We start from the raw sequence: 19256 nt of genomic DNA, 5'->3' as shown, positions 1-19256 counted from the left end.
GTGCCGCCCGTGAGCCGGGCGGCCCTTTGAAACGAATTGTTAGCGTATGGAGTTGACCATGCAGCAAGAATCCCATGCCCACGGCATCGACATGTCTGCCCTCGGCCGCGACAAGCAGAGCCTGCGCCTGGCCGAAGAAACCGTAGCCATCGAAGTGCCGGGTCTGAGCCTGTTCTACGGCGACAAACAAGCGCTGTTCGATGTGCAGATGAATATCCCCAAGCAGCGCGTGACCGCCTTTATCGGCCCGTCCGGCTGCGGCAAGTCGACCCTGCTGCGCACGTTCAACCGCATGAACGACCTGGTTGACGGCTGCCGCGTGGAAGGCGCCATCAACCTGTACGGCAACAATATCTACCGCAAGGGCGAAGACGTGGCCGAGCTGCGCCGCCGTGTGGGCATGGTATTCCAGAAGCCCAATCCGTTCCCCAAGACCATCTACGAAAACGTGGTCTATGGCCTGCGCATCCAGGGCATCAACAAGAAGCGCGTGCTCGACGAAGCGGTCGAGTGGGCGCTGAAGGGCGCGGCCCTGTGGGACGAGGTCAAGGACCGCCTGCACGACTCGGCACTGGGCCTGTCCGGTGGCCAGCAGCAGCGTCTGGTCATTGCCCGCACCATCGCCGTGGAACCGGAAGTGCTGCTGCTCGACGAACCGTGCTCGGCACTGGACCCGATCTCGACCCTGAAAGTCGAGGAACTGATCTACGAATTGAAATCCAAGTACACCATCGTCATCGTGACCCACAACATGCAGCAGGCGGCCCGTGTTTCGGACTACACCGCGTTCATGTACATGGGCAAACTGGTCGAATTCGGGGATACCGACACCCTGTTCACCAACCCGGCGAAGAAGCAGACCGAAGACTACATCACCGGTCGCTACGGCTAGCAGCCGCTCGGGACAGGTGCCTGGCCCCTGTGGGAGCGGGTTTACCCGCGAAGCAGGCGCTGCGGTGTCTGGCACCGGCTTCGCCGGTGTTCGCGGGTGAACCCGCTCCCACAGGATGTGTTTGCCAGGGTGGGCCAGGGTATGACACGAACAAATTGAAGCTTGCAGCTTCTTCGCGGAGCGAACGATGATCAACAAAGAAAGCCTTACGCATCACATTTCCCAGCAGTTCAACGCCGAGCTCGAAGAGGTGCGTAGCCACCTGCTGGCCATGGGCGGCCTGGTCGAAAAGCAGGTCAACGACGCAGTTACCGCGCTGATCGAAGCCGACTCGGGCCTGGCCCAGCAAGTGCGCGAAGTCGATGAGCAGATCAACCAGATGGAGCGCAACATCGACGAGGAGTGCCTGCGCATCCTCGCCCGTCGTCAGCCGGCGGCCTCCGACCTGCGCCTGATCATCAGCATCTCCAAGTCGGTGATCGACCTGGAGCGCATCGGTGACGAGTCGACCAAGATCGCCCGTCGCGCCATCCAGCTGTGCGAGGAAGGCGAGTCGCCGCGCGGTTACGTCGAGGTGCGTCACATCGGTGACCAGGTACGCAACATGGTCCGCGACGCGCTGGACGCCTTTGCCCGCTTCGACGCCGAACTGGCACTGTCGGTGGCCCAGTACGACAAGACCATCGACCGTGAATACAAGACCGCCCTGCGTGAGCTGGTGACCTACATGATGGAAGACCCGCGCTCGATTTCGCGGGTACTGAGCGTGATCTGGGTGCTACGTTCGCTGGAGCGCATCGGCGACCATGCGCGCAACATCTCCGAGCTGGTGATCTACCTGGTGCGCGGCACCGACGTGCGTCACATGGGCCTCAAGCGCATGACGGCAGAAGTGCAGGGTACCGCTGTCGCTGACGGCGAAAACGCTAATGTTCCGGCTGAACCGGACGATAAGTAAGGTTGCTCCCGAGCATCGACGCCCGGCCTTGGCCGGGCGTTTTCGTTTGCGGTCGAGGAGCCGGCAGGCACCCGCGAACGATGTGAAGAAGTCCCGGCGTGACCAGGTTGTAGCAAATGGCCATTATTCGGCAGTAGGCTAGTCGGGATTCAGAAGGAGTATCGATGAGTAAAGTGAATGTGCTGGTCGTGGATGACGCCCCGTTTATCCGTGACCTGGTCCGCAAATGCCTGCGTAATGCCTTCCCGGGCATGACCATCGACGATGCCGTCAACGGTCGCAAGGCCATGGCCATGCTGGGCAAGGAAGCGTTCGACCTGGTCCTGTGCGACTGGGAGATGCCGGAAATGTCCGGCCTGGAACTGCTCACCTGGTGCCGCCAGCAGCCTGCGATGAAGAACCTGCAGTTCATCATGGTGACCAGCCGTGGTGACAAGGAAAACGTCATCCAGGCGATCCAGGCGGGCGTTTCCGATTTTGTCGGCAAGCCGTTCACCAACGAGCAGCTGCTGACCAAGGTGAAAAAGGCCTTGGCCAAGATCGGCAAGCTCGACAGCCTGATGGCCAGTGGCCCGGCGCGGATCAATTCGGCGTTCGCCAATGACTCGCTGAATGCGCTGACAGCCGGCAAGCCTGAAGCGGTGAAGGTCGCGGCGCCAGCGCCGGCACCCGTACCCGCCAGGCCACTGGCCAGCGCCCCCAGGCCCGCAGCCCCCGCGCCGACTGGCCGCGGCCAGGGCCAGTTGCGCCTGGCCAGCGGCATGCAGCCGTGCGTGATCAAGGCGCTGAGCCTGAAGGAGGCCCTGCTGGTGGTGCGCCGTGGCGAAGTGCTGCCGCAGGTGCTGGAGGGCGCGGTGCTGGACCTGGAGCAGGGCGAGAGCGCCGAAGTCGCGCGCCTGAACGGCTACCTGCATGCCATCGCGGCACTGGAGCCCAAGCCCGACAGTGACTGGTTGCAACTGACCTTCAAGTTCGTCGACCAGGATGCCCAGAAGCTCGACTACCTGTCGCGGCTGATTGCCCGCGGGACGGCGCAGAAGCACTTCACCCCGGGCGCCTGAGTCATGGCTACTGGCCTTGTCGCCGGCAAGCCAGCTCCCACAGGTACAGCGCCAACCTCTGGCCTTGTGCAATTCCTGTGGGAGCTGGCTTGCCGGCGATGGGGCCAGTCCTGTTGACGCCATCCGACCAACTGTCATACCCGCCACAAAACCCGCTGCTAGGCTTCGACAGATCATAACTGTCAAAAAGCCACTATCATGCCCGCCCGCCTGCTGCTGTTCTGTGCATTGCTCATGGCCTCGGCGTCGAGCCTGGGCATGACCATCTACGAGATCACCGACGATGGCCGTGTGACCTCCTATTCCGACCGGCCCGGCCCCGGTGCCAAACCCTTGGTGCGGCGCGTACCCATGGTCGAAATGGCCGAAGGCCAGGTGCTGCTGAACGCGATTACCTTCAACGGCGGCGTGAGCTTCTCGGCGCGCAACCAGCTGCATGTGCCGGTGGAGGTGGAGTTGCGCCTGGACAACCTGGTGAACGCACAAGGTGGCAATGCCCCACGTATCGTGCGCCGGGTGCTGCCGCCGCGCACCACGCAAATGCTCAGCGTGCTCAGGGGGCGGCCCGGAATGCTGCTGAACTACCGCTCGACCCTGCTGCAGGCCATGGGCGACCCGGGCAAGCGGCCGCAGGGCTTCCGTTATGCCTTTCCCTGGCTCGGCGGGCCGTTCCGCGTGACCCAAGGGCCCAATGGCCGAGTCAGCCATTTTGGGCCCAAGGGGCGCTATGCCATGGATATCGCCATGCCCGAAGGCACCACCATCATCGCGGCGCGGGAAGGGGTGGTGGTGAAAACGGAGAACAGCCAGAGCGGGCGCGGGCCCAACCCGTCGGGCAATTTCGTCAGGATCCTGCACCCGGATGGCACCATGGGCGTGTACTTGCACCTGATGCGCGGTTCGGTGGTGGTGGCGGAGGGGCAACGGGTGCGGCAGGGGCAGATGCTGGCCAGGTCGGGCAATACCGGCAACAGCACCGGGCCGCACCTGCATTTCGTGGTGCAGCGCAATGTGGGGTTGGCGCTGGAGTCGATACCTTATCGGTTCGACAGGCCGATCAGCGGGTTGCCTGACTTCACTGCGGGTAACCCTTGATCCGTGCCGGCTTCTTCGCGGGCTCGCCCGCTCCCACAGGTAATCTGAAAGGCCCGGCCTTTGGCGATCCTGTGGGAGCGGGCGAGCCCGCGAATGGCCCTCAATCCAGCTTGAGCACCTTGGCCAACACGATCTTCGGCCCTTTCATCTTCTTGATGATGATGCGCAGCCCTTCGACCTCCAGCACTTCCTCTTCTTCAGGTACGCGCTTGAGTGTCTCGTAGACCAGACCGGCCAGGGTTTCTGCCTCGATGTGGTCAAGGTCGACGCCCAGCAGGCGTTCGACCTTGAACAGCGGCGTATCGCCACGCACCAGCAGCTTGCCCGGCTGGTAGGCGAGGATGCCGCGTTCGGTCTTGCGGTGCTCGTCCTGGATGTCGCCCACCAGCACTTCCAGTACGTCTTCCATGGTCAGGTAGCCAATCACCTTGCCATCGGCTTCTTCCACCAGCACGAAGTGTGCGCCGCCCTTACGGAACTGCTCCAGCAACTGTGCCAACGGCATGTGCCGCGACACGCGCTCCAGCGGCCGGGCCAGGTCGTCCAGGTCGATGGTTTCGGGCAGGTGCTCGAGTTCGGCCAGCTCCAGCAGCAGGTCCTTGATGTGCAGCAGGCCGGTGAACTCCTCGCGCTCGGCGTCGTACACCGGGTAGCGGCTGAACTTGTGGCGGCGTACCAGGGCCAGGATCTGCTTCAGCGGCGCATGGGCGTCGATGCTGACCATGTCCTCGCGCGAATTGGCCCAGTCGACCACCTCCAGCTCACCCATTTCCACGGCCGAGGCCAGTACGCGCATGCCCTGGTCGCTCGGGTCCTGGCCCCGGCTGGAGTGCAGGATCAGCTTGAGCTCTTCACGGCTGTAGTGGTGCTCGTGGTGCGGGCCGGGCTCGCCCTGGCCGGCAATGCGCAGGATGGTGTTGGCACTGGCATTGAGCAGGTAGATGGCCGGATACATCACCCAGTAGAACAGGTACAGCGGCACGGCGGTCCACAGCGACAGCAGTTCGGGCTTGCGGATGGCCCAGGACTTGGGCGCCAGCTCGCCGACCACGATGTGCAGGTACGAGATGACGAAGAAGGCGACGAAGAACGAGATCGCCTTGATCAGCTCGGGCGTGTCCACGCCGACGTATGCCAGCAGCGGTTCGAGCAGGTGGGCGAACGCCGGTTCACCGACCCAGCCCAGGCCCAGCGAGGCGAGGGTGATGCCCAGCTGGCAGGCCGACAGGTAGGCGTCGAGCTGGTTGTGTACCTTGCGCAGGATGCTGCCACGCCAGCCATGCAGCTCGGCGATGGACTCGACGCGGGTGGCGCGCAGCTTGACCATGGCGAACTCGGCGGCAACGAAGAAGCCGTTGAGCAGCACCAGGAGCAAGGCAAAGATGATCATGCCGAAATCGGCGAATAACGAGGTGAGGCTGATACCAGGGGAAGGGTCCATGATGGAGTTTTTACGGGGTCCGTCTTCAAGATAGAGAGAAAAAAAGTGCCAGCTCTTGCTGGCACAGGGGGTCCAATGTAGCGGCTGGGGCCGTAAAAGCAAAGGGTGGCGGACTTATTGCGGCCCCTGTGGGAGCGGGCGTGCCCGCGAAGGGCCGCGCAGCAGCCCCGATCTCAAGCCTTGCCGTTAGCCAATTGTGCCGGTGCAAAGTGACAGGTAAAGGTACTGCCATGCCCCGGCACGCTGCTGATCTCCAGCTTGCCGCGGTGGCGCATCAGCACATGCTTGACGATCGCCAGCCCCAGCCCGGTGCCGCCGGTATTCGACGCACGGCTGGAATCGACCCGGTAGAAGCGCTCGGTCAGGCGCGGCAGGTGCTTGGCATCGATGCCCACCCCCGAGTCCTGCACCGACAGGTGTGCGCCCTGGGCATCGGCCCACCAGCGAATACGGATGCTGCCGTTGTCCTGGGTGTACTTCACCGCGTTGAACACCAGGTTGGAAAAGGCACTGCGCAGCTCCGACTCGCTGCCCTTGAGCTTCACGCCGGGTGTGGCTTCCAGGGTGATGCGCTGGTTGCGTGGCCCGGACAGGGCCTGGGCGTCGTTCCTGATCGCGGTGAGCAAGGCATCGACTGCCACCGGCTGGTTGTCCGACGGGTAGTCGGTGGCCTCCAGCTTGGCCAGCAGCAACAGGTCGTTGAGCAGCGTCTGCATGCGCGAGCCTTGCTGGCTCATCTGCTGCAGGGCTCGGCTCCAGCGCGGGTTCACGTCCTCGACGTTGTCCAGCAGGGTTTCCAGGTAGCCGGTGATCACCGTCAGCGGCGTGCGCAGCTCGTGGGACACGTTGGCGACGAAGTCCTTGCGCATCTGCTCCAGCTGGTGGATGCGGGTAACATCGCGCACCAGCATCAGGTGCTCGTTGTTGCCGTAGCGGGTGATGTGCAGCTGCACGCGCATGCGGTCGTTGATCGGCGAGGGGATTTCCAGCGGTTCTAGGTAGTTCTCCGCCTCGAAGTATTCCTTGAAGCGCGGGTGGCGCACCAGGTTGGTCACCTGCTGGCCGCCGTCCTGTGGGGTCTTGAAGCCCAGCAGGGTCTCGGCGGCGCGGTTCCACCATTCCAGGTTGCCGTCGCTGTCGAGCATGATCACCGCGTCACGCAGCGCAGCGGTGGACTCCTGCACCCGGTCGATCACCGCCTGCAGGCGGCCGCGCACGCGCTGGTCGCGGCGTTGCAGGTGGTAGATGCTGTCGAACACCTCGCCCCACAGGCCGTAGCCATCGGGCGGTGCTTCGTCGGGTTGGTGGTTGCGCAGCCAGTCATGCAGGCGCAGCAGCTGCTTGAGGGTCCAGCCCAGGTACAGCGCCAGGCCGATGGCCAGGCTCCAGCCATAGTAGCCGCTGACCAGCCCGCCGATCAGGCAGACGGTGATCAGCAGCAGCAGGTGGCGAATCAGGGTCGCGTGCCAGTTCTGGTTCAATTGACGGTCCTTGTACAACGACGTGCAGCTTGGCGCTTTTCAGCTCGATCAGCTCTTGGTCGAGAAGCGGTAGCCGGTGCCCCGGACGGTTTGTACCAGATTTTCGTAGGCTTCACCCAGCGCCTTGCGCAGGCGGCGGATGTGCACATCGACGGTGCGTTCCTCGACATAGACGTTACCACCCCACACCTGGTCCAGCAGCTGGCCACGGGTGTAGGCGCGCTCCTGGTGGGTCATGAAGAACTGCAGCAGTCGGTATTCGGTGGGGCCCATTTCGGCGGGCTTGCCGTCGATGGTCACGCGATGGCTGATCGGGTCGAGCAGCAGGCCGCCGACTTCGATCGGTGCCTCGCTGTCGCTCGGGCCGGAGCGGCGCAGCACGGCTTTCAGGCGGGCGACCAGTTCACGCGGCGAGAACGGCTTGGTGATGTAGTCGTCGGCGCCCACTTCCAGGCCCTGGATCTTGTTGTCCTCCTCACCCTTGGCGGTGAGCATGATGATCGGGATGTCGCCGGTCAGCTCGTCGCGCTTGAGGCGGCGGGCCAGCTCGATGCCGGAGGTGCCCGGCAGCATCCAGTCGAGCAGGATCAGGTCCGGTTTGCGGTCGACGATGATCGCGTGGGCCTGTTGGGAGTTTTCCGCTTCCAGGCAGTCATAGCCGGCCATTTCCAGGGCAACGGCGATCATCTCGCGAATCGGCGCTTCGTCGTCGACGATCAGAATGTTCCTGCCAACCATGCTCAAAACCTCTCCTGGATACGGTGTCTTGGCCCGCATTAGATAACGGAATTATTGCAGCTGTGTGACAGGGTGTTGGCCGTTCTGGCGACATTCCGTGACTGAACTAGGCTTGAAAGGGCCGCAATCGTGGCAACCCGAACTCAATCCCCCCGAATCAATGGTGAATCCAATGACACGACAAACGCTGAGCTGGATGGCCCTTTTCACTGCGCTGGCGCTCCCGGGGGTGGCCTTGGCCGACCATGCGATGGAGAAGGGCGGGATGTTGGTCGATCATGCCGGCATGACCCTGTACACCTTCGACAAGGATGCGGGTGGCAAGTCGATGTGCAATGGCGAATGCGCCGCCAACTGGCCGCCGCTGATGGTCAAGGGCGGTGAAATGGCTTCTGGCAAGTGGACCCAGGTCAAGCGTGACGACGGTTCGATGCAGTGGGCCTACGACGGCAAGCCGCTGTATACCTTCGTCAAGGACAAGAAGGCCGGTGATATGACCGGTGACGGCATGAAGGACGTCTGGCACGTCGCCAAGCCTTGAGATCCCGGGGCCGCTTAGCGGCCCATCGCCGGCAAGCCAGCTCCCACAGGTTGTATGCAAGCCTTGATGGCAGCGCTGTACCTGTGGGAGCTGGCTTGCCGGCGATAGGGCCATCAGCTTCAGCGCATTGCGTAATCCAGCACCACCCCGATGAACACCAGCATCCCCGCCCAGTGATTGTGCAGAAACGCCTTGAAGCACGACTCCCGGTCCAGCTTGCGCGTCGACCAGTATTCCCAGGCAAAGCACGCCGCCGCGCCCAGCAGCCCCAGATGGAACCAGCCACCCAGCTCGAAGCGGTTGCCGGCCAGCAACAGGCAGCCCAGCGACAGCAGCTGCAAGGTCAGGATGATGGTGCGGTCGGCGTCGCCGAACAGGATTGCGGTCGACTTCACGCCAATCTTCAGGTCGTCATCACGGTCAACCATGGCGTAGTAGGTGTCGTAACCCACAGTCCACAGCAGGTTGGCGATATACAGCAGCCAGGCGCTGGCCGGCAGCTCGCCACCCGCTGCGGTGAAGGCCATGGGAATGCCCCAGGAATATGCCGCCCCCAGCACCACCTGCGGGTAATAGGTGTAGCGCTTCATGAACGGGTAACAGAACGCCAGTGCCACCGCGCCGAACGACAGCCACACCGTGCGGCTGTTGGTGCACAGCACCAGCAGGAAGCTCGCTCCGACCAGGATGGCGAACAGCGCCAGTGCTTCGCGTGGCCGGACCCGGCCACTGGCCAGGGGGCGGTCGGCGGTGCGCTTGACGTGACCGTCCACCTTGCGGTCGGCAAAGTCGTTGATGCAGCAGCCTGCGGCGCGCATCAGCACCACGCCGAGGCCGAAGATCAGCACGTTGGCCAGGGTTGGTGAGCCGTTGCCGGCAATCCACACCGCCGACAAGGTCGGCCACAGCAGCAGGTAGATACCAATCGGCCGGTCCATGCGGCTGAGCTGGACGAAGTCCCAGGCCCGTGGGTGCAGGCGGTTGAGCGACTTGAGCAGTTGCAGGTACATCAGCGGTTTTCCTCCTTGGCCGCTTGCCACAATGCTGGCAGAAATACCTCTGCCACCAGCAGGTCCAGGCCGTCACGCTCGAAGCGCGAACGGCGGCCCCACAGCGCCGCATGGGCGGCTTCGCTCGGTAGCCAGGCCTGTGGATAACTGCACACCTCGATGGGGTGGCGGATGAACGCCTGGTCGCAGAACAGCAGCTCGCCCAGCGAGCGGCTGCCCAGGGTTTCCAGGTCCAGCCCGCCGCGCTCCAGGGCGCTGCGGCTGGCGACGCTGCGGGCGAACACCCAGGGTTGGCCATGGCCGCGCAGGTACACCTCACGCACCCAGCCCTCGGCGCCGGCGGCGATGCCCAGTGCCTGGCATTCGTCATCGCGCAGCGGCTGCCAGCCCTCGAACAGCGGGGTGACGGAGAAGTGATCGTTGGACAGGCGGGTCAGGCGGCGGGTCAGCGAGCCCTCGTCGAACAGCCAGTCAAGGGTGGGCTGGTCGATGTCGGTCGCCAGCCGTGAATACGGCAGCCACGCGACAGCGGCTGCTTGCGGGGATTCGTACGACACGTCGGTCTGCTTGTTACAACCAGAGAGGCGGCGAGCTTAGCATGATTGCCCCGACTGCTTGCATACTGCTGGCAGGGCCGCTACAAAGCCCCACGAATTGCGCGCTGGCCTCTTCGCGGCCGCGCCCGCTCCTACAGGTTATGCACAACTCCTGTGGGAGCGGGCGTGCCCGCGAAGAGGCCATCAGCAGCAACACAAAGCCCCAGCCTGAAGCGAGGAAACCCACCCCCATGAAAAAGTGGCAATGTATTGTCTGCGGCCTGATCTACGACGAAGCCGAGGGCTGGCCCGACGACGGCATCGCCCCCGGCACCCGCTGGGAAGACGTGCCTGAAGACTGGCTGTGCCCCGACTGCGGCGTCGGCAAGAGCGACTTTGAAATGATCTCCATCGGCTAATCGAGGAAAGCACGACATGACGTCCCCTGTGGTAATCATCGGCACCGGCCTTGCGGGCTACAACCTGGCCCGTGAATTTCGCAAGCTCGATGCGCAGACGCCGCTGCTGCTGATCACCGCCGATGACGGTCGCTCCTACTCCAAGCCCATGCTGTCCACCGGCTTTGCCAAGCAGAAAGACGCTGATGGCCTGTGCATGGCCGAGCCGGGCGCCATGGCCGAGCAACTGAACGCCGAGATTCGCACCCATACCCGCATCAGCGGCATCGACCCGGGCCACAAGCGCCTGTGGATTGGCGAGGAGGCGGTGGAGTACCGCGACCTGGTGCTGGCCTGGGGCGCGCAGACCGTGCAGGTGCCGATCGAAGGCGATGGCGGCGATCGGGTGTTCCCGATCAACGACCTGGAAGACTACGCGCGCTTCCGTGCTGCCGCCGTCGGCAAACAGCGCGTGCTGATCCTCGGTGCCGGCCTGATCGGCTGCGAATTCGCCAACGACATGAGCCTGGGCGGCTTCCAGGTCGATGTGGTGGCGCCGTGCGAGCAAGTCATGCCGACCCTGCTGCACCCGGCCGCTGCCACTGCCGTGCAGGCCGGGCTGCAAGGCCTGGGCGTGCGCTTTCACCTGGGCCCGGTACTGACCCGCCTGCAGCAGGTGGGACAGGGCCTGGAGGCACACCTGTCCGATGGCAGCGTAATCGCCTGCGACCTGGTGGTTTCGGCCATCGGCCTGCGCCCGCGCACCGACCTGGCCGCCGCCGCCGGGCTGCAGACCAACCGCGGCGTTTGCGTGGATCGCCAGCTGCGTACGTCCCACGCCAACATCTTTGCCCTTGGCGACTGTGCCGAGGTCGATGGCATCAACCTGCTCTATGTGATGCCGCTGATGAGCTGCGCCCGCGCCCTGGCGCAAACCCTGGCCGGCAAGCCGACAACGGTCGCCTACGGGCCGATGCCTATCACCGTGAAAACCCCCGCCTGCCCGCTGGTGGTTTCGCCGCCGCCCCCGGGCCACGAAGGCACCTGGCAGGTGGACGGGCAGGGCAGTGACCTCAAGGTGCTCTGCCTTGATGCCGACGGCAAGCTGCTGGGCTACGCCCTGACCGGGGCGGCCGTGATGGACAAGCTGGCCCTGAATCGCCAGCTGCCGGCCGTTATGGCGTAAATAGCTGGTGTTCTGTCGGATTTATCCTGTTGTTGCTTGCACAATGGCCGCCCAGATACTGGCGCGGCCCCGGTGCACGTGCCATTCTCACTTCCGTCTGCCGCAGATTAGAGCCTGCGGTGCCTTGAGCGCTGCTCCCAGGGCAGCACGGCATAACAACAAGAATTCCGTCAAAGAGGCTTCACTATGCGCAAACCAGAACTCGCCGCCGTCATCGCCGAAAAGGCCGATCTGACCAAGGAAAAGGCCAATCAGGTTTTGAACGCGATTCTCGACAGCATCACGGGTGCCCTGGACAAGGACACCGTGACTTTGGTCGGTTTCGGCACCTTCGAAAAACGCCATCGCGGTGCGCGTACCGGCAAGAACCCGCAAACCGGTGAGCCGGTCAAGATCAAGGCCAGCAATACCGTGGCCTTCAAGCCAGGCAAGAACCTGCGCGACAGCGTCAACGCCCCCGTCAAGCCGGCCAAGAAAGGCAAGTGATCGCTCCCTGACAACCCCAGTGTCAGCCAAGCGGGCGCCCCAGGGCGCCCGTTGTGCTTTCTGCAGGCAAAATGTTTCGAACTTGCATAAATAGTTCTGTAAAAGGATAAACTGCGCGCCTTAGTCACTTTTAATTCGAGGCGCGTTGATGAAGTTCCGCTTTCTTCTCTGGGCCATGGGGCTGTTGATGGCCAGGGCCAGCCGTAACAACCCGGCTTTCCAGCAGCAGCTCAAGGGCAAGGACCTGGTGTTCCAGATGCAGACTCTGGACGGCAAGGTCGCCCGGCACTTCATCGTCAACAACGAACGCATCAGCAGCAAAGGCGGCGCGCACCCGCAGCCGGCGTTCGCCATTGCCTTCAAGGACGCCGCCTATGGCTTCGCTACCCTGCAGGCGGGTAACAAGCAGTTGGCGTTCATGCAGGGGATTCAGGACAAGCACATCCAGATCAAGGGCAACCCGGCCCTGGTGATGTGGTTCCAGGGGTTGATGAAGTACCTGAAGCCGAAGAAGAAGGGCTGAAACCCAACGGGGATGTTGACGCCTTACCTGTAGGAGCGGGCATGCCCGCTCCCACAGGTTACGCGTTAATGCTCAATGCGGTGCGTGGAACTGCGAAGCCAGCTCGCGCAGCAGGTTCTCGGCCTCGAGCACCTTGTTCACCACTTCCTCGGCCTTGTCCCGGGTTATCCCCAGCCGCTCCAGCAGCTCGTCAGGAATCTCCTGCTGCGGCCCCGAGCCAATCCCCCGCGAGCGCAGCAGGCGGGTGGCCAGGCATACCAGGTTGGGGAATGCCGAATACTCGCCTTCATAGGCTGGGTCGTGCTGGAAGCGCAGCGCGGTGGACAGTTCTTCCGGCATGTCCCACAGCTTCATCAGCCAGGCTCCGATCTGTTCGCGGCTGATGCCCAGCAGGTGTTGTTCCACGTAGGTGTGGCACAGGTGCGGGTTGACCTCCAGGTGGCGGCAGATCAGCGAGAAGTGCGGCGGAAACACGTGTGCCAACAGCAAGTAGCCGAAATTGTGCAGCAGCCCGGCCAGGTAGGTCAGGCCAGCTTCCGGGCGTTCGGCGCGCGGCATGGCACGGGTCAGGCCATCGATGACGGCAGCAGTGTAGATCGACTGCTGCCAGTATGGTGTGGCCTGCTGCGGGTGGTCTTTCGGCAGGCTCAGGGTCTTGCCCAGTGCGAGGCCCAAGGCCAGGTTGATCACCAGGTCGAAACCCAGCACCCGCACGATGGCATCTTCCACAGAGCGAATCTTGTAGGTCGAGCCGTAGTAGGGCGATGCCGCCCAGCTCACCACCTGTGCCGCCAGTGCCGGGTCGGTTTCGACCACGCCCGTGATGTCATCGATACTGGCGTTGGGGTCTACCCGCAGCTTGATGATCTTTTGCGCGGTGTCGGCCAATGGCGGGATTTCGATGGTTTCTTCCAGGCGCTTCTGAATGCGCCTGGCGGTGAAGGCTTGCACTGCCTGGGTGATTTCCCGGGTGTCGTCATCGGGGCGGTCGAGGTTTGGGCTGATGGCCTCGACCTCCTGGCCGAAGCTGCTGGCGCTGGCCTTGACCAGCATGCGCTTGAAGTGCACGCGGTCGATTTCCAGCAGCAGGCCGGCTTCACCGGACTGGATGAACACGCTATCGGCGTCGAGCAGGCTCTTTTCGTACTGGCACGGCGAGCTGGTCAGCGCCGGGATACCCGGCAGGGCCTTGAGCTGATGCTTGTCCAGCATCTGCTTCAGGCGCGGCACCGACACCGCCGTGAGCTTGCGCCCGGTCAGTTCGGCCAGGCGGTCAAGGTCCAGCAGCTGGCTTTGCGGGAACAGCACCATCAGGGCGCCGACCTCGTCATCGAGCAGCACGGCCTGTACCCGCGACGCTGGCGGCAGGTGCGGATGTTCGACCACCTCGCGGTAGGCTACGCCGAGTTTGTCGAGCAGCAGCCGGATGACCGAGGGAGCGTGTGGGGTTGCGGTTTCCAGGGCAACTTCAGTCATGGTCCGTATCCACTGATTCTTTTAAACGCAAAGTATAACCAGCCTCGGGGCGAAACTGGATCCATTATGGGACGAGCGTCACACTTGGCCATATTGCTGGCCATGGCGCAGCCAGCGGTCGAGCAGTGGGCTGACGTGCTCCGGCCAGCGTGCGATCAGGGCCTGGGCGGCGTCGCGCACGGCCGGCAGCAGGTCGGCATCGCGCATCAGGTCGGCGACCTTGAACTGCAGCAGGCCGGTCTGGCGGGTGCCGAGCATCTCGCCGGGGCCACGCAGCTCCAGGTCTTTCTCGGCGATGATGAAGCCGTCGTTGGTTTCCCGCATGATCCCTAACCGTTCGCGGCCGATCTGCGACAGTGGCGGGTGGTACAGCAGCACGCAATGGCTTACGGCGCTGCCCCGGCCAACCCGGCCGCGCAGCTGGTGCAACTGGGCCAGGCCCAGGCGCTCGGGGTTCTCGATGATCATCAGGCTGGCGTTGGGCACGTCCACGCCCACCTCGATGACCGTGGTGGCGACCAGCAACTGCAGGTTGCCGGCCTTGAACTCGGCCATGATTTCAGCCTTTTCCGCCGGCTTCATGCGACCGTGGATCAGCCCCACCCGCAGTTCGCCCAAGGCGCTGCCCAGCTCCTCGTAGGTGCTTTCGGCGGCCTGGCAGGTCAGTTCTTCGGACTCTTCGATCAGGGTGCACACCCAGTAGGCCTGGCGCCCTTCGGCGCAGGCGGCGCGTACCCGCTCGACCACTTCGAAGCGGCGGCTGTCGGCCACCAGCACGGTGTTCACCGGGGTGCGCCCGGGCGGCAGTTCGTCGAGCACCGAGGTGTCCAGGTCGGCGTAGGCGCTCATGGCCAGGGTGCGCGGAATGGGCGTGGCGGTCATGATCAGCTGGTGCGGGCACAGCTCGCCGGCCACGCCCTTCTTGCGCAGGGCCAGGCGTTGCTGCACGCCAAAACGGTGCTGTTCATCGATGATCGCCAGGGCCAGGTGCTTGAACTTCACCTCTTCCTGGAACAGCGCGTGGGTGCCGACCACCATCGGTGCACCGTTGGCGATCTGCTCCAGGGCGGCTGCCCGGGCCTTGCCCTTGAGCTTGCCGGCCAGCCAGGCCACTTCGATGCCCAGCGGTTCGAGCCAGCGCTTGAAGGTGATGTAGTGCTGTTCGGCGAGGATCTCGGTGGGCGCCATCAAGGCCACCTGGTAGCCGGCCTCCAGGGCCTGCAGGGCAGCCAGGGCGGCGACCACGGTCTTGCCGGCACCCACGTCGCCCTGCACCAGGCGCATCATCGGCTCGTGCTGGCTGAGGTCGTAGGCAATTTCGTTGGCCACCCGCTGCTGCGCGCCGGTCGGCTGGAAGCCCAGGTTGGCCAGGTACTGCGCCTGCAGACGCTGGGCCTTGGGCAGCACCGGTGCGCGCAGGCTGCGCAGGCTTTCGCGCAGGCGTTGCTGCGACAGCTGGTGGGTCAGCAGCTCTTCGAAGGCCAGGCGGTGCTGGGCCCAGTGCTGGCCTTCGGCAAGCTCGTCGAGGTCGGCATCGGCCGGCGGGTTGTGCAGGTAGCGGATGGCATCGTCCAGCGGTGCCAGCTGGTAGTCCCTGGCCAGTTCGTCGGGCAGCCAGTCCGGCAGGCTGCGCGGGCCGAGCAGGCCCAGGCTCTGCTGGCACAGCAGCCGCAGGCGTTGCTGGGTAAGGCCTTCGGTGGACGGGTAGATCGGCGTCAGGGTCTGCTCGACCGGTGGCGGCGGCTCGTCGCCATTCAGCGCGCGGTATTCCGGGTGGTAGATTTCCAGGCCCGAAGCACCAGGGCGGGCTTCGCCGTAGCAGCGCAGGTGAGTGCCACGCTTGAGGCCTTCCTTCTGCGCGTTGCTGAAGTGGTAGAAGCGCAGGCTCAGCACGCCGCTGCCGTCACCCAGGCGCACTACAAGACTGCGGCGCTTGCCCATGGTCACGTCGGCGCCGCTGACCACGCCTTCGATCACCGCGTCCTGGCCCGGACGCAACTGCCCGATCGGCACGACGCGGGTGCGGTCCTGGTAGCGCAGGGGGAGGTGGAACAGCACGTCTTGCAGGTTCTCCAGGCCGACCTTGGCGAGTTTCTCCGCCATGGCCTCACCAACCCCCTTGAGTACCGTGACCGGGACCTTCGACAGCTCACTCATGACTCAGGCCGGCTGTTCCGCAGGGGCTTTGGCGACCGAGCACAGGCGGATCGAGTCGGCGAGGATCTCGATGGCCTTCGGCCGCGGGAAGCTGGCGCGCCAGGCGATGGCCACGGTGCGGAATGGTGCCGGTGCGGTCAGTGGGCGGACCTCGATGACGCCGGGGGCGTAGTGGTGGCTGTGCACCGCCGACAGCGGCAGGATCGACACGCCAAGGCCCGAGGCCACCATGTGACGGATGGTTTCCAGCGAGCTGGACTCGACCGTGGTGTGCCTGGAGCCTTCACCGCCCTTGTTCAGCGTTGGGCAGGCTTCCAGTACCTGGTCGCGGAAGCAGTGGCCTTCACCGAGCAGCAACAGGCTCTTGTCGTTGAGCATGGCGGTGTCGATGGTCTTTTTCGCCGTCCACGGGTGGTCGGCCGGCATCAGGGCGCAGAATGGCTCGTCGTACAGCGGCAGGGTCAGCACGTCGGCTTCGTTGAACGGCAGGGCGATGATCACTGCGTCCAGTTCGCCGTTGCGCAGCTTTTCGCGCAATACGTGGGTGAAGTTTTCTTCGATGTACAGCGGCATCTGCGGTGCCACACGGTGCAGCTGCGGGATCAGGTGCGGGAACAGGTACGGGCCGACGGTATAGATGGCACCGACCTTGAGCGGGGCGGTCAGCTGGTTCTTGCCGGCCTGGGCCAGTTCGCGAATGCCCTGGGCCTGCTCCAGTACCTTCTGCGCCTGGGCGACGATGCTTTCGCCGACCGGGGTCAGGCGTACCGCGCTCTTGCTGCGCTCGAAAATCAACACGCCAAGCTCATCCTCGAGCTTCTTCACACCGACCGACAGGGTCGGCTGGCTCACATGGCAGCGTTCGGCGGCATGGCCGAAGTGCTGTTCCTGGGCGAGTGTGACGATGTAGCGTAATTCTGTGAGGGTCATAACGTGCGTCCATGAAGTTGCGGGCCCAGCATAGCGGCTGCAATCGATAGACGCACGTTATCAGACTTGCCGATTTGTGACAGAAACAAAAGTCTCAGCGGCGGTCCAGCGAGTAGACGAACGGTGCCACGACTTCGATCGTGCCGTTGTTCAGCAACTCGGGTGGCGGCTTGGGTACCGTGCCGGCCCGGCGGATCATTTCCAGGGTCGCCCGGTCCAGGGCGGCACTGCCCGAGCCACCGGCCATGGAATACGACACCACCTTGCCTTCGGCGTCGACCACGAAGCGCAGGCGGTTGATGCCCTGCAGGCCGCGACGGCGCGCGTCTTCCGGGTAGCGCTTGTACTTGGCCAGATGACGCAGCAGGTCGCTCTGCCAGGTCGGCAGGGCGTTGCTGTTGGACGCAATGCTCGGCGCCGGTGCAGCGGACTTCTGCGGTGGCGTGTTGCTGGGCGGTGCGTCTACCGTTTGTTCGGTCGGCGGTGCTTCCTTCGGCGGCTCAGGCTTTTTCTCGGGCTTGGGCGGCTGCGGCTTGGCCTTCGGCTTGGGCGGCTTGGGAATGGCGATCTTGGGTTTGGGGGCCTCGGCCAGCTTCGGCAGCGGCGGTTCCTCGACCGGTGCCGGTGGCTGTGGGGCCGCTTTCGGAGGGGGTGGTGGCGCAGGCTCCGGCAACGGTGCCAGCTCGACCATCATGGCTGCCGGGGGCAGTTCGATGGCCTGGGGCACCGACCAGTTGAGCGTCAGCAGCACGGCGACCACGTGCACACCCAGCACGATCGCCAGGCTGCCACCGTAGCGCGCCATGTTCGAGCGCGTTCTTGTCATTTCTTGGCTGCCGTCTCGAGACCTACCAGACCGACTTTCAGGTAGCCGGCCGCGCGCATGTTGTTCATCACTTCCATCAGGTCACCGTAATCCACGCCTTTGTCAGCCTGGAAGAAGATGGTGGTTTCCTTGTCGCCCTTGGTCTTGGCATCGAGCATCGGGCCAAGCTGGTCGGGGGCAGGGACCTGATCGTCGCCGACGTACAGCTTCTGGTCGGCCTTGACGCTGACGAACACCGGTTTCTCGGGCCTCGGCGCCGGCTTGGCGGTCGAGGCTGGCAGGTCGACCTTGATGTCGACCGTGGCCAGGGGGGCTGCGACCATGAAGATGATCAGCAGCACCAGCATCACGTCGATGAACGGCGTAACGTTGATTTCGTGGTTTTCGGCGAGGTCGTCGCCACCTTCGTTGAGATGCAGGCCCATGGCTTACCCCACTTTCACCATGTGCGGGGCAACACGCTCGCTGCCCTGGTGGTCCAGGTCACGGCTGACCAGCAGCAGCACCTGGGCGGAGGCGTCGGACACCTGGGCCTTGTAGCCGGCGATGGAGCGGGCGAAGACGTTGTAGATGACCACGGCCGGGATCGCGGCGACCAGGCCCAGGGCGGTGGCCAGCAGGGCTTCGGCGATACCCGGGGCAACCACGGCCAGGTTGGTGGTCTGGGTCTTGGCGATGCCGATGAAGCTGTTCATGATGCCCCATACGGTACCGAACAGGCCGACGAACGGCGCAGTGGAGCCGATGGTGGCGAGTACGCCGGTGCCGCTGCTCATGGTACGGCCGCTGGCGTGTACCAGGCGCTCCAGGCGGAAGCTGACGCGCTCCTTGATGCCTTCTTTTTCGCGGGCGTTGGCCGACAGGCGCATCTCTTCGAGGGCGTCGTGGACCAGGGTGTGGGCCAGGGTGCCTTCCTTGTTGGAAACGTCGCTGGCTTCCTTGAGGCTGGCGGATTTCTTCAGCAGGGCGATTTCACCACGCAGGCGGCGCTTGGCGCCCATCAGCTCGAAGCCTTTGGCGATCCAGATGGTCCAGGTGATGATGGAGGCGATGGCCAGGCCGATCATGACTGCCTTCACCACCACGTCGGCGTTCTTGTACATGCCCCATGGGGACAGGTCGTGGGCCATGCCCAGCGAGGTGTCTTCAACCAGGGCTTCGACGCTCGGGTCTACTGCGACCGGGGCATCAGCCGGGGTGGCGGCAACTGCGCCGGCAGCCGGCGCTGCGGCTGGAGCAGCTGGAGCAGTAGCGGCAGCCGGGGTGGCGGCATTGGCGGTTGGCTCATCGGCCATGGCCACCGGGGCCAGCACCAGGCTGAGCGTCAGCGCGGCGATGGCGCGCCAGGCGCGCGACGGGGTTGGCGAAGCGGAAGGTTGAGTACGTGTCATGCTGGCCGGACCTGATGAAGAATAGAGTGAACGTTCTCCAAGGCCTCGAGGTAGGCCGAGAACAATTTGGCGGCCATTATTGCAAGTAATTCTTGTTAACAAAAGTAATCTTGTTGCTTTTTTCGCCTAT

At 64.2% G+C, this 19256-nt stretch carries 20 protein-coding genes; 9 read left to right on the top strand and 11 right to left on the bottom strand.

The features are described 5' to 3' along the window. Window positions 1-58: 58 nt before the first annotated feature. The 4 genes from pstB to J5M71_RS07985 all read left to right on the top strand — a co-directional run bounded on the left by pstB (window position 59) and on the right by J5M71_RS07985 (window position 4006). The gene (gene pstB, locus J5M71_RS08000; RefSeq protein ID WP_046613712.1) at window positions 59-892 is read left to right on the top strand and encodes a phosphate ABC transporter ATP-binding protein PstB; all 834 of its coding nucleotides are present in this window, start codon (window positions 59-61) and stop codon (window positions 890-892) included. A 187-nt stretch (window positions 893-1079) separates the two neighbouring features. Continuing rightward, a complete protein-coding gene (gene phoU, locus J5M71_RS07995; RefSeq protein ID WP_063912252.1) occupies window positions 1080-1850 on the top strand; it encodes a phosphate signaling complex protein PhoU in 771 nt (256 codons plus the stop codon). A gap of 164 nt (window positions 1851-2014) precedes the next feature. Then, window positions 2015-2911 carry a response regulator gene (locus J5M71_RS07990; RefSeq protein WP_063912251.1) on the top strand — a complete coding sequence of 299 codons (897 nt, stop codon included), beginning with the start codon at window positions 2015-2017 and terminating at the stop codon, window positions 2909-2911. A gap of 198 nt (window positions 2912-3109) precedes the next feature. Continuing rightward, on the top strand, window positions 3110-4006 hold the full coding sequence (locus J5M71_RS07985) for a M23 family metallopeptidase (protein WP_207831342.1): 897 nt from the start codon (window positions 3110-3112) through the stop codon (window positions 4004-4006). A 100-nt stretch (window positions 4007-4106) separates the two neighbouring features. Here J5M71_RS07985 and J5M71_RS07980 read toward each other — a convergent pair whose 3' ends face one another. From J5M71_RS07980 to phoB, 3 genes are all read right to left on the bottom strand, one after another. Beyond that, window positions 4107-5447, bottom strand: coding sequence for a hemolysin family protein (locus J5M71_RS07980; protein ID WP_087500932.1), 1341 nt, complete (start codon window positions 5445-5447; stop codon window positions 4107-4109). A gap of 173 nt (window positions 5448-5620) precedes the next feature. Next, complete coding sequence (gene phoR, locus J5M71_RS07975) at window positions 5621-6928, bottom strand: phosphate regulon sensor histidine kinase PhoR (RefSeq protein WP_207831340.1); 1308 nt, start codon at window positions 6926-6928, stop codon at window positions 5621-5623. Window positions 6929-6976: 48 nt separating this feature from the next. Next, the gene (gene phoB, locus J5M71_RS07970) at window positions 6977-7666 is read right to left on the bottom strand and encodes a phosphate regulon transcriptional regulator PhoB (protein WP_207831338.1); all 690 of its coding nucleotides are present in this window, start codon (window positions 7664-7666) and stop codon (window positions 6977-6979) included. A gap of 172 nt (window positions 7667-7838) precedes the next feature. Here phoB and J5M71_RS07965 point away from each other — a divergent pair, with 172 nt between their 5' ends. After that, entirely contained in the window at window positions 7839-8207 is a 369-nt protein-coding gene (locus tag J5M71_RS07965) for a hypothetical protein (protein ID WP_207831336.1), read from the top strand. 119 nt (window positions 8208-8326) lie between these two features. Here J5M71_RS07965 and ubiA read toward each other — a convergent pair whose 3' ends face one another. Further along, the gene (ubiA, locus tag J5M71_RS07960) at window positions 8327-9217 is read right to left on the bottom strand and encodes a 4-hydroxybenzoate octaprenyltransferase (RefSeq protein ID WP_207831334.1); all 891 of its coding nucleotides are present in this window, start codon (window positions 9215-9217) and stop codon (window positions 8327-8329) included. Continuing rightward, window positions 9217-9774, bottom strand: coding sequence for a chorismate lyase (locus tag J5M71_RS07955; RefSeq protein ID WP_063912245.1), 558 nt, complete (start codon window positions 9772-9774; stop codon window positions 9217-9219). Before J5M71_RS07955 ends, ubiA begins: the two co-directional genes overlap by 1 nt. Before the next feature lie 230 nt (window positions 9775-10004). On the opposite strand from J5M71_RS07955, the gene J5M71_RS07950 reads away from it, so the two are divergent. The 4 genes from J5M71_RS07950 (at window position 10005) to J5M71_RS07935 (ending at window position 12346) form a co-directional block, all read left to right on the top strand. Continuing rightward, window positions 10005-10172: a rubredoxin gene (locus tag J5M71_RS07950; RefSeq protein ID WP_003253349.1), complete on the top strand. Its 168-nt coding sequence runs from the start codon at window positions 10005-10007 to the stop codon at window positions 10170-10172. A 16-nt stretch (window positions 10173-10188) separates the two neighbouring features. After that, complete coding sequence (locus J5M71_RS07945; protein ID WP_207831332.1) at window positions 10189-11337, top strand: FAD-dependent oxidoreductase; 1149 nt, start codon at window positions 10189-10191, stop codon at window positions 11335-11337. A gap of 186 nt (window positions 11338-11523) precedes the next feature. Beyond that, on the top strand, window positions 11524-11823 hold the full coding sequence (locus J5M71_RS07940) for an HU family DNA-binding protein (RefSeq protein WP_013974808.1): 300 nt from the start codon (window positions 11524-11526) through the stop codon (window positions 11821-11823). A gap of 148 nt (window positions 11824-11971) precedes the next feature. Continuing rightward, complete coding sequence (locus J5M71_RS07935) at window positions 11972-12346, top strand: hypothetical protein (RefSeq protein WP_063912243.1); 375 nt, start codon at window positions 11972-11974, stop codon at window positions 12344-12346. 72 nt (window positions 12347-12418) lie between these two features. Here the strand turns inward: J5M71_RS07935 and J5M71_RS07930 are convergent, their stop codons facing one another. From J5M71_RS07930 to exbB, 6 genes are all read right to left on the bottom strand, one after another. Further along, window positions 12419-13822: an aminoacyl-tRNA deacylase and HDOD domain-containing protein gene (locus J5M71_RS07930; protein WP_207831330.1), complete on the bottom strand. Its 1404-nt coding sequence runs from the start codon at window positions 13820-13822 to the stop codon at window positions 12419-12421. A gap of 78 nt (window positions 13823-13900) precedes the next feature. After that, window positions 13901-15979, bottom strand: coding sequence for an ATP-dependent DNA helicase RecG (gene recG, locus J5M71_RS07925; RefSeq protein ID WP_039612341.1), 2079 nt, complete (start codon window positions 15977-15979; stop codon window positions 13901-13903). A 3-nt stretch (window positions 15980-15982) separates the two neighbouring features. Continuing rightward, window positions 15983-16909, bottom strand: coding sequence for a hydrogen peroxide-inducible genes activator (locus J5M71_RS07920; protein ID WP_087500924.1), 927 nt, complete (start codon window positions 16907-16909; stop codon window positions 15983-15985). A 94-nt stretch (window positions 16910-17003) separates the two neighbouring features. Beyond that, the gene (locus J5M71_RS07915) at window positions 17004-17735 is read right to left on the bottom strand and encodes an energy transducer TonB (RefSeq protein ID WP_085588821.1); all 732 of its coding nucleotides are present in this window, start codon (window positions 17733-17735) and stop codon (window positions 17004-17006) included. Further along, entirely contained in the window at window positions 17732-18160 is a 429-nt protein-coding gene (exbD, locus tag J5M71_RS07910; protein ID WP_013974803.1) for a TonB system transport protein ExbD, read from the bottom strand. Before exbD ends, J5M71_RS07915 begins: the two co-directional genes overlap by 4 nt. Before the next feature lie 3 nt (window positions 18161-18163). Continuing rightward, window positions 18164-19126 (bottom strand): tonB-system energizer ExbB, encoded by a 963-nt coding sequence (exbB, locus tag J5M71_RS07905; RefSeq protein WP_207831328.1) that lies wholly within the window; start codon window positions 19124-19126, stop codon window positions 18164-18166. Window positions 19127-19256: the final 130 nt, after the last annotated feature.

It is taken from the genome of Pseudomonas sp. 43(2021) (genome assembly GCF_017490805.1).
Lineage (GTDB): Bacteria > Pseudomonadota > Gammaproteobacteria > Pseudomonadales > Pseudomonadaceae > Aquipseudomonas.
Note: the sequence above shows the minus strand (reverse complement) of the source record. Positions and strands in the feature narration are given on the sequence as shown.

Bases quoted from the DNA above. Each gene is read 5' to 3' on its own strand.
- pstB (WP_046613712.1), top strand. From the start codon at position 59: ATGCAGCAAGAATCCCATGCCCACGGCATCGACATGTCTGCCCTCGGC.
- phoU (WP_063912252.1), top strand. From the start codon at position 1,080: ATGATCAACAAAGAAAGCCTTACGCATCACATTTCCCAGCAGTTCAAC.
- J5M71_RS07990 (WP_063912251.1), top strand. From the start codon at position 2,015: ATGAGTAAAGTGAATGTGCTGGTCGTGGATGACGCCCCGTTTATCCGT.
- J5M71_RS07985 (WP_207831342.1), top strand. From the start codon at position 3,110: ATGCCCGCCCGCCTGCTGCTGTTCTGTGCATTGCTCATGGCCTCGGCG.
- J5M71_RS07980 (WP_087500932.1), bottom strand. From the start codon at position 5,447: ATGGACCCTTCCCCTGGTATCAGCCTCACCTCGTTATTCGCCGATTTC.
- phoB (WP_207831338.1), bottom strand. From the start codon at position 7,666: ATGGTTGGCAGGAACATTCTGATCGTCGACGACGAAGCGCCGATTCGC.
- J5M71_RS07965 (WP_207831336.1), top strand. From the start codon at position 7,839: ATGACACGACAAACGCTGAGCTGGATGGCCCTTTTCACTGCGCTGGCG.
- ubiA (WP_207831334.1), bottom strand. From the start codon at position 9,217: ATGTACCTGCAACTGCTCAAGTCGCTCAACCGCCTGCACCCACGGGCC.
- J5M71_RS07950 (WP_003253349.1), top strand. From the start codon at position 10,005: ATGAAAAAGTGGCAATGTATTGTCTGCGGCCTGATCTACGACGAAGCC.
- J5M71_RS07945 (WP_207831332.1), top strand. From the start codon at position 10,189: ATGACGTCCCCTGTGGTAATCATCGGCACCGGCCTTGCGGGCTACAAC.
- J5M71_RS07940 (WP_013974808.1), top strand. From the start codon at position 11,524: ATGCGCAAACCAGAACTCGCCGCCGTCATCGCCGAAAAGGCCGATCTG.
- J5M71_RS07935 (WP_063912243.1), top strand. From the start codon at position 11,972: ATGAAGTTCCGCTTTCTTCTCTGGGCCATGGGGCTGTTGATGGCCAGG.
- J5M71_RS07930 (WP_207831330.1), bottom strand. From the start codon at position 13,822: ATGACTGAAGTTGCCCTGGAAACCGCAACCCCACACGCTCCCTCGGTC.
- recG (WP_039612341.1), bottom strand. From the start codon at position 15,979: ATGAGTGAGCTGTCGAAGGTCCCGGTCACGGTACTCAAGGGGGTTGGT.
- J5M71_RS07920 (WP_087500924.1), bottom strand. From the start codon at position 16,909: ATGACCCTCACAGAATTACGCTACATCGTCACACTCGCCCAGGAACAG.
- J5M71_RS07915 (WP_085588821.1), bottom strand. From the start codon at position 17,735: ATGACAAGAACGCGCTCGAACATGGCGCGCTACGGTGGCAGCCTGGCG.
- exbD (WP_013974803.1), bottom strand. From the start codon at position 18,160: ATGGGCCTGCATCTCAACGAAGGTGGCGACGACCTCGCCGAAAACCAC.
- exbB (WP_207831328.1), bottom strand. From the start codon at position 19,126: ATGACACGTACTCAACCTTCCGCTTCGCCAACCCCGTCGCGCGCCTGG.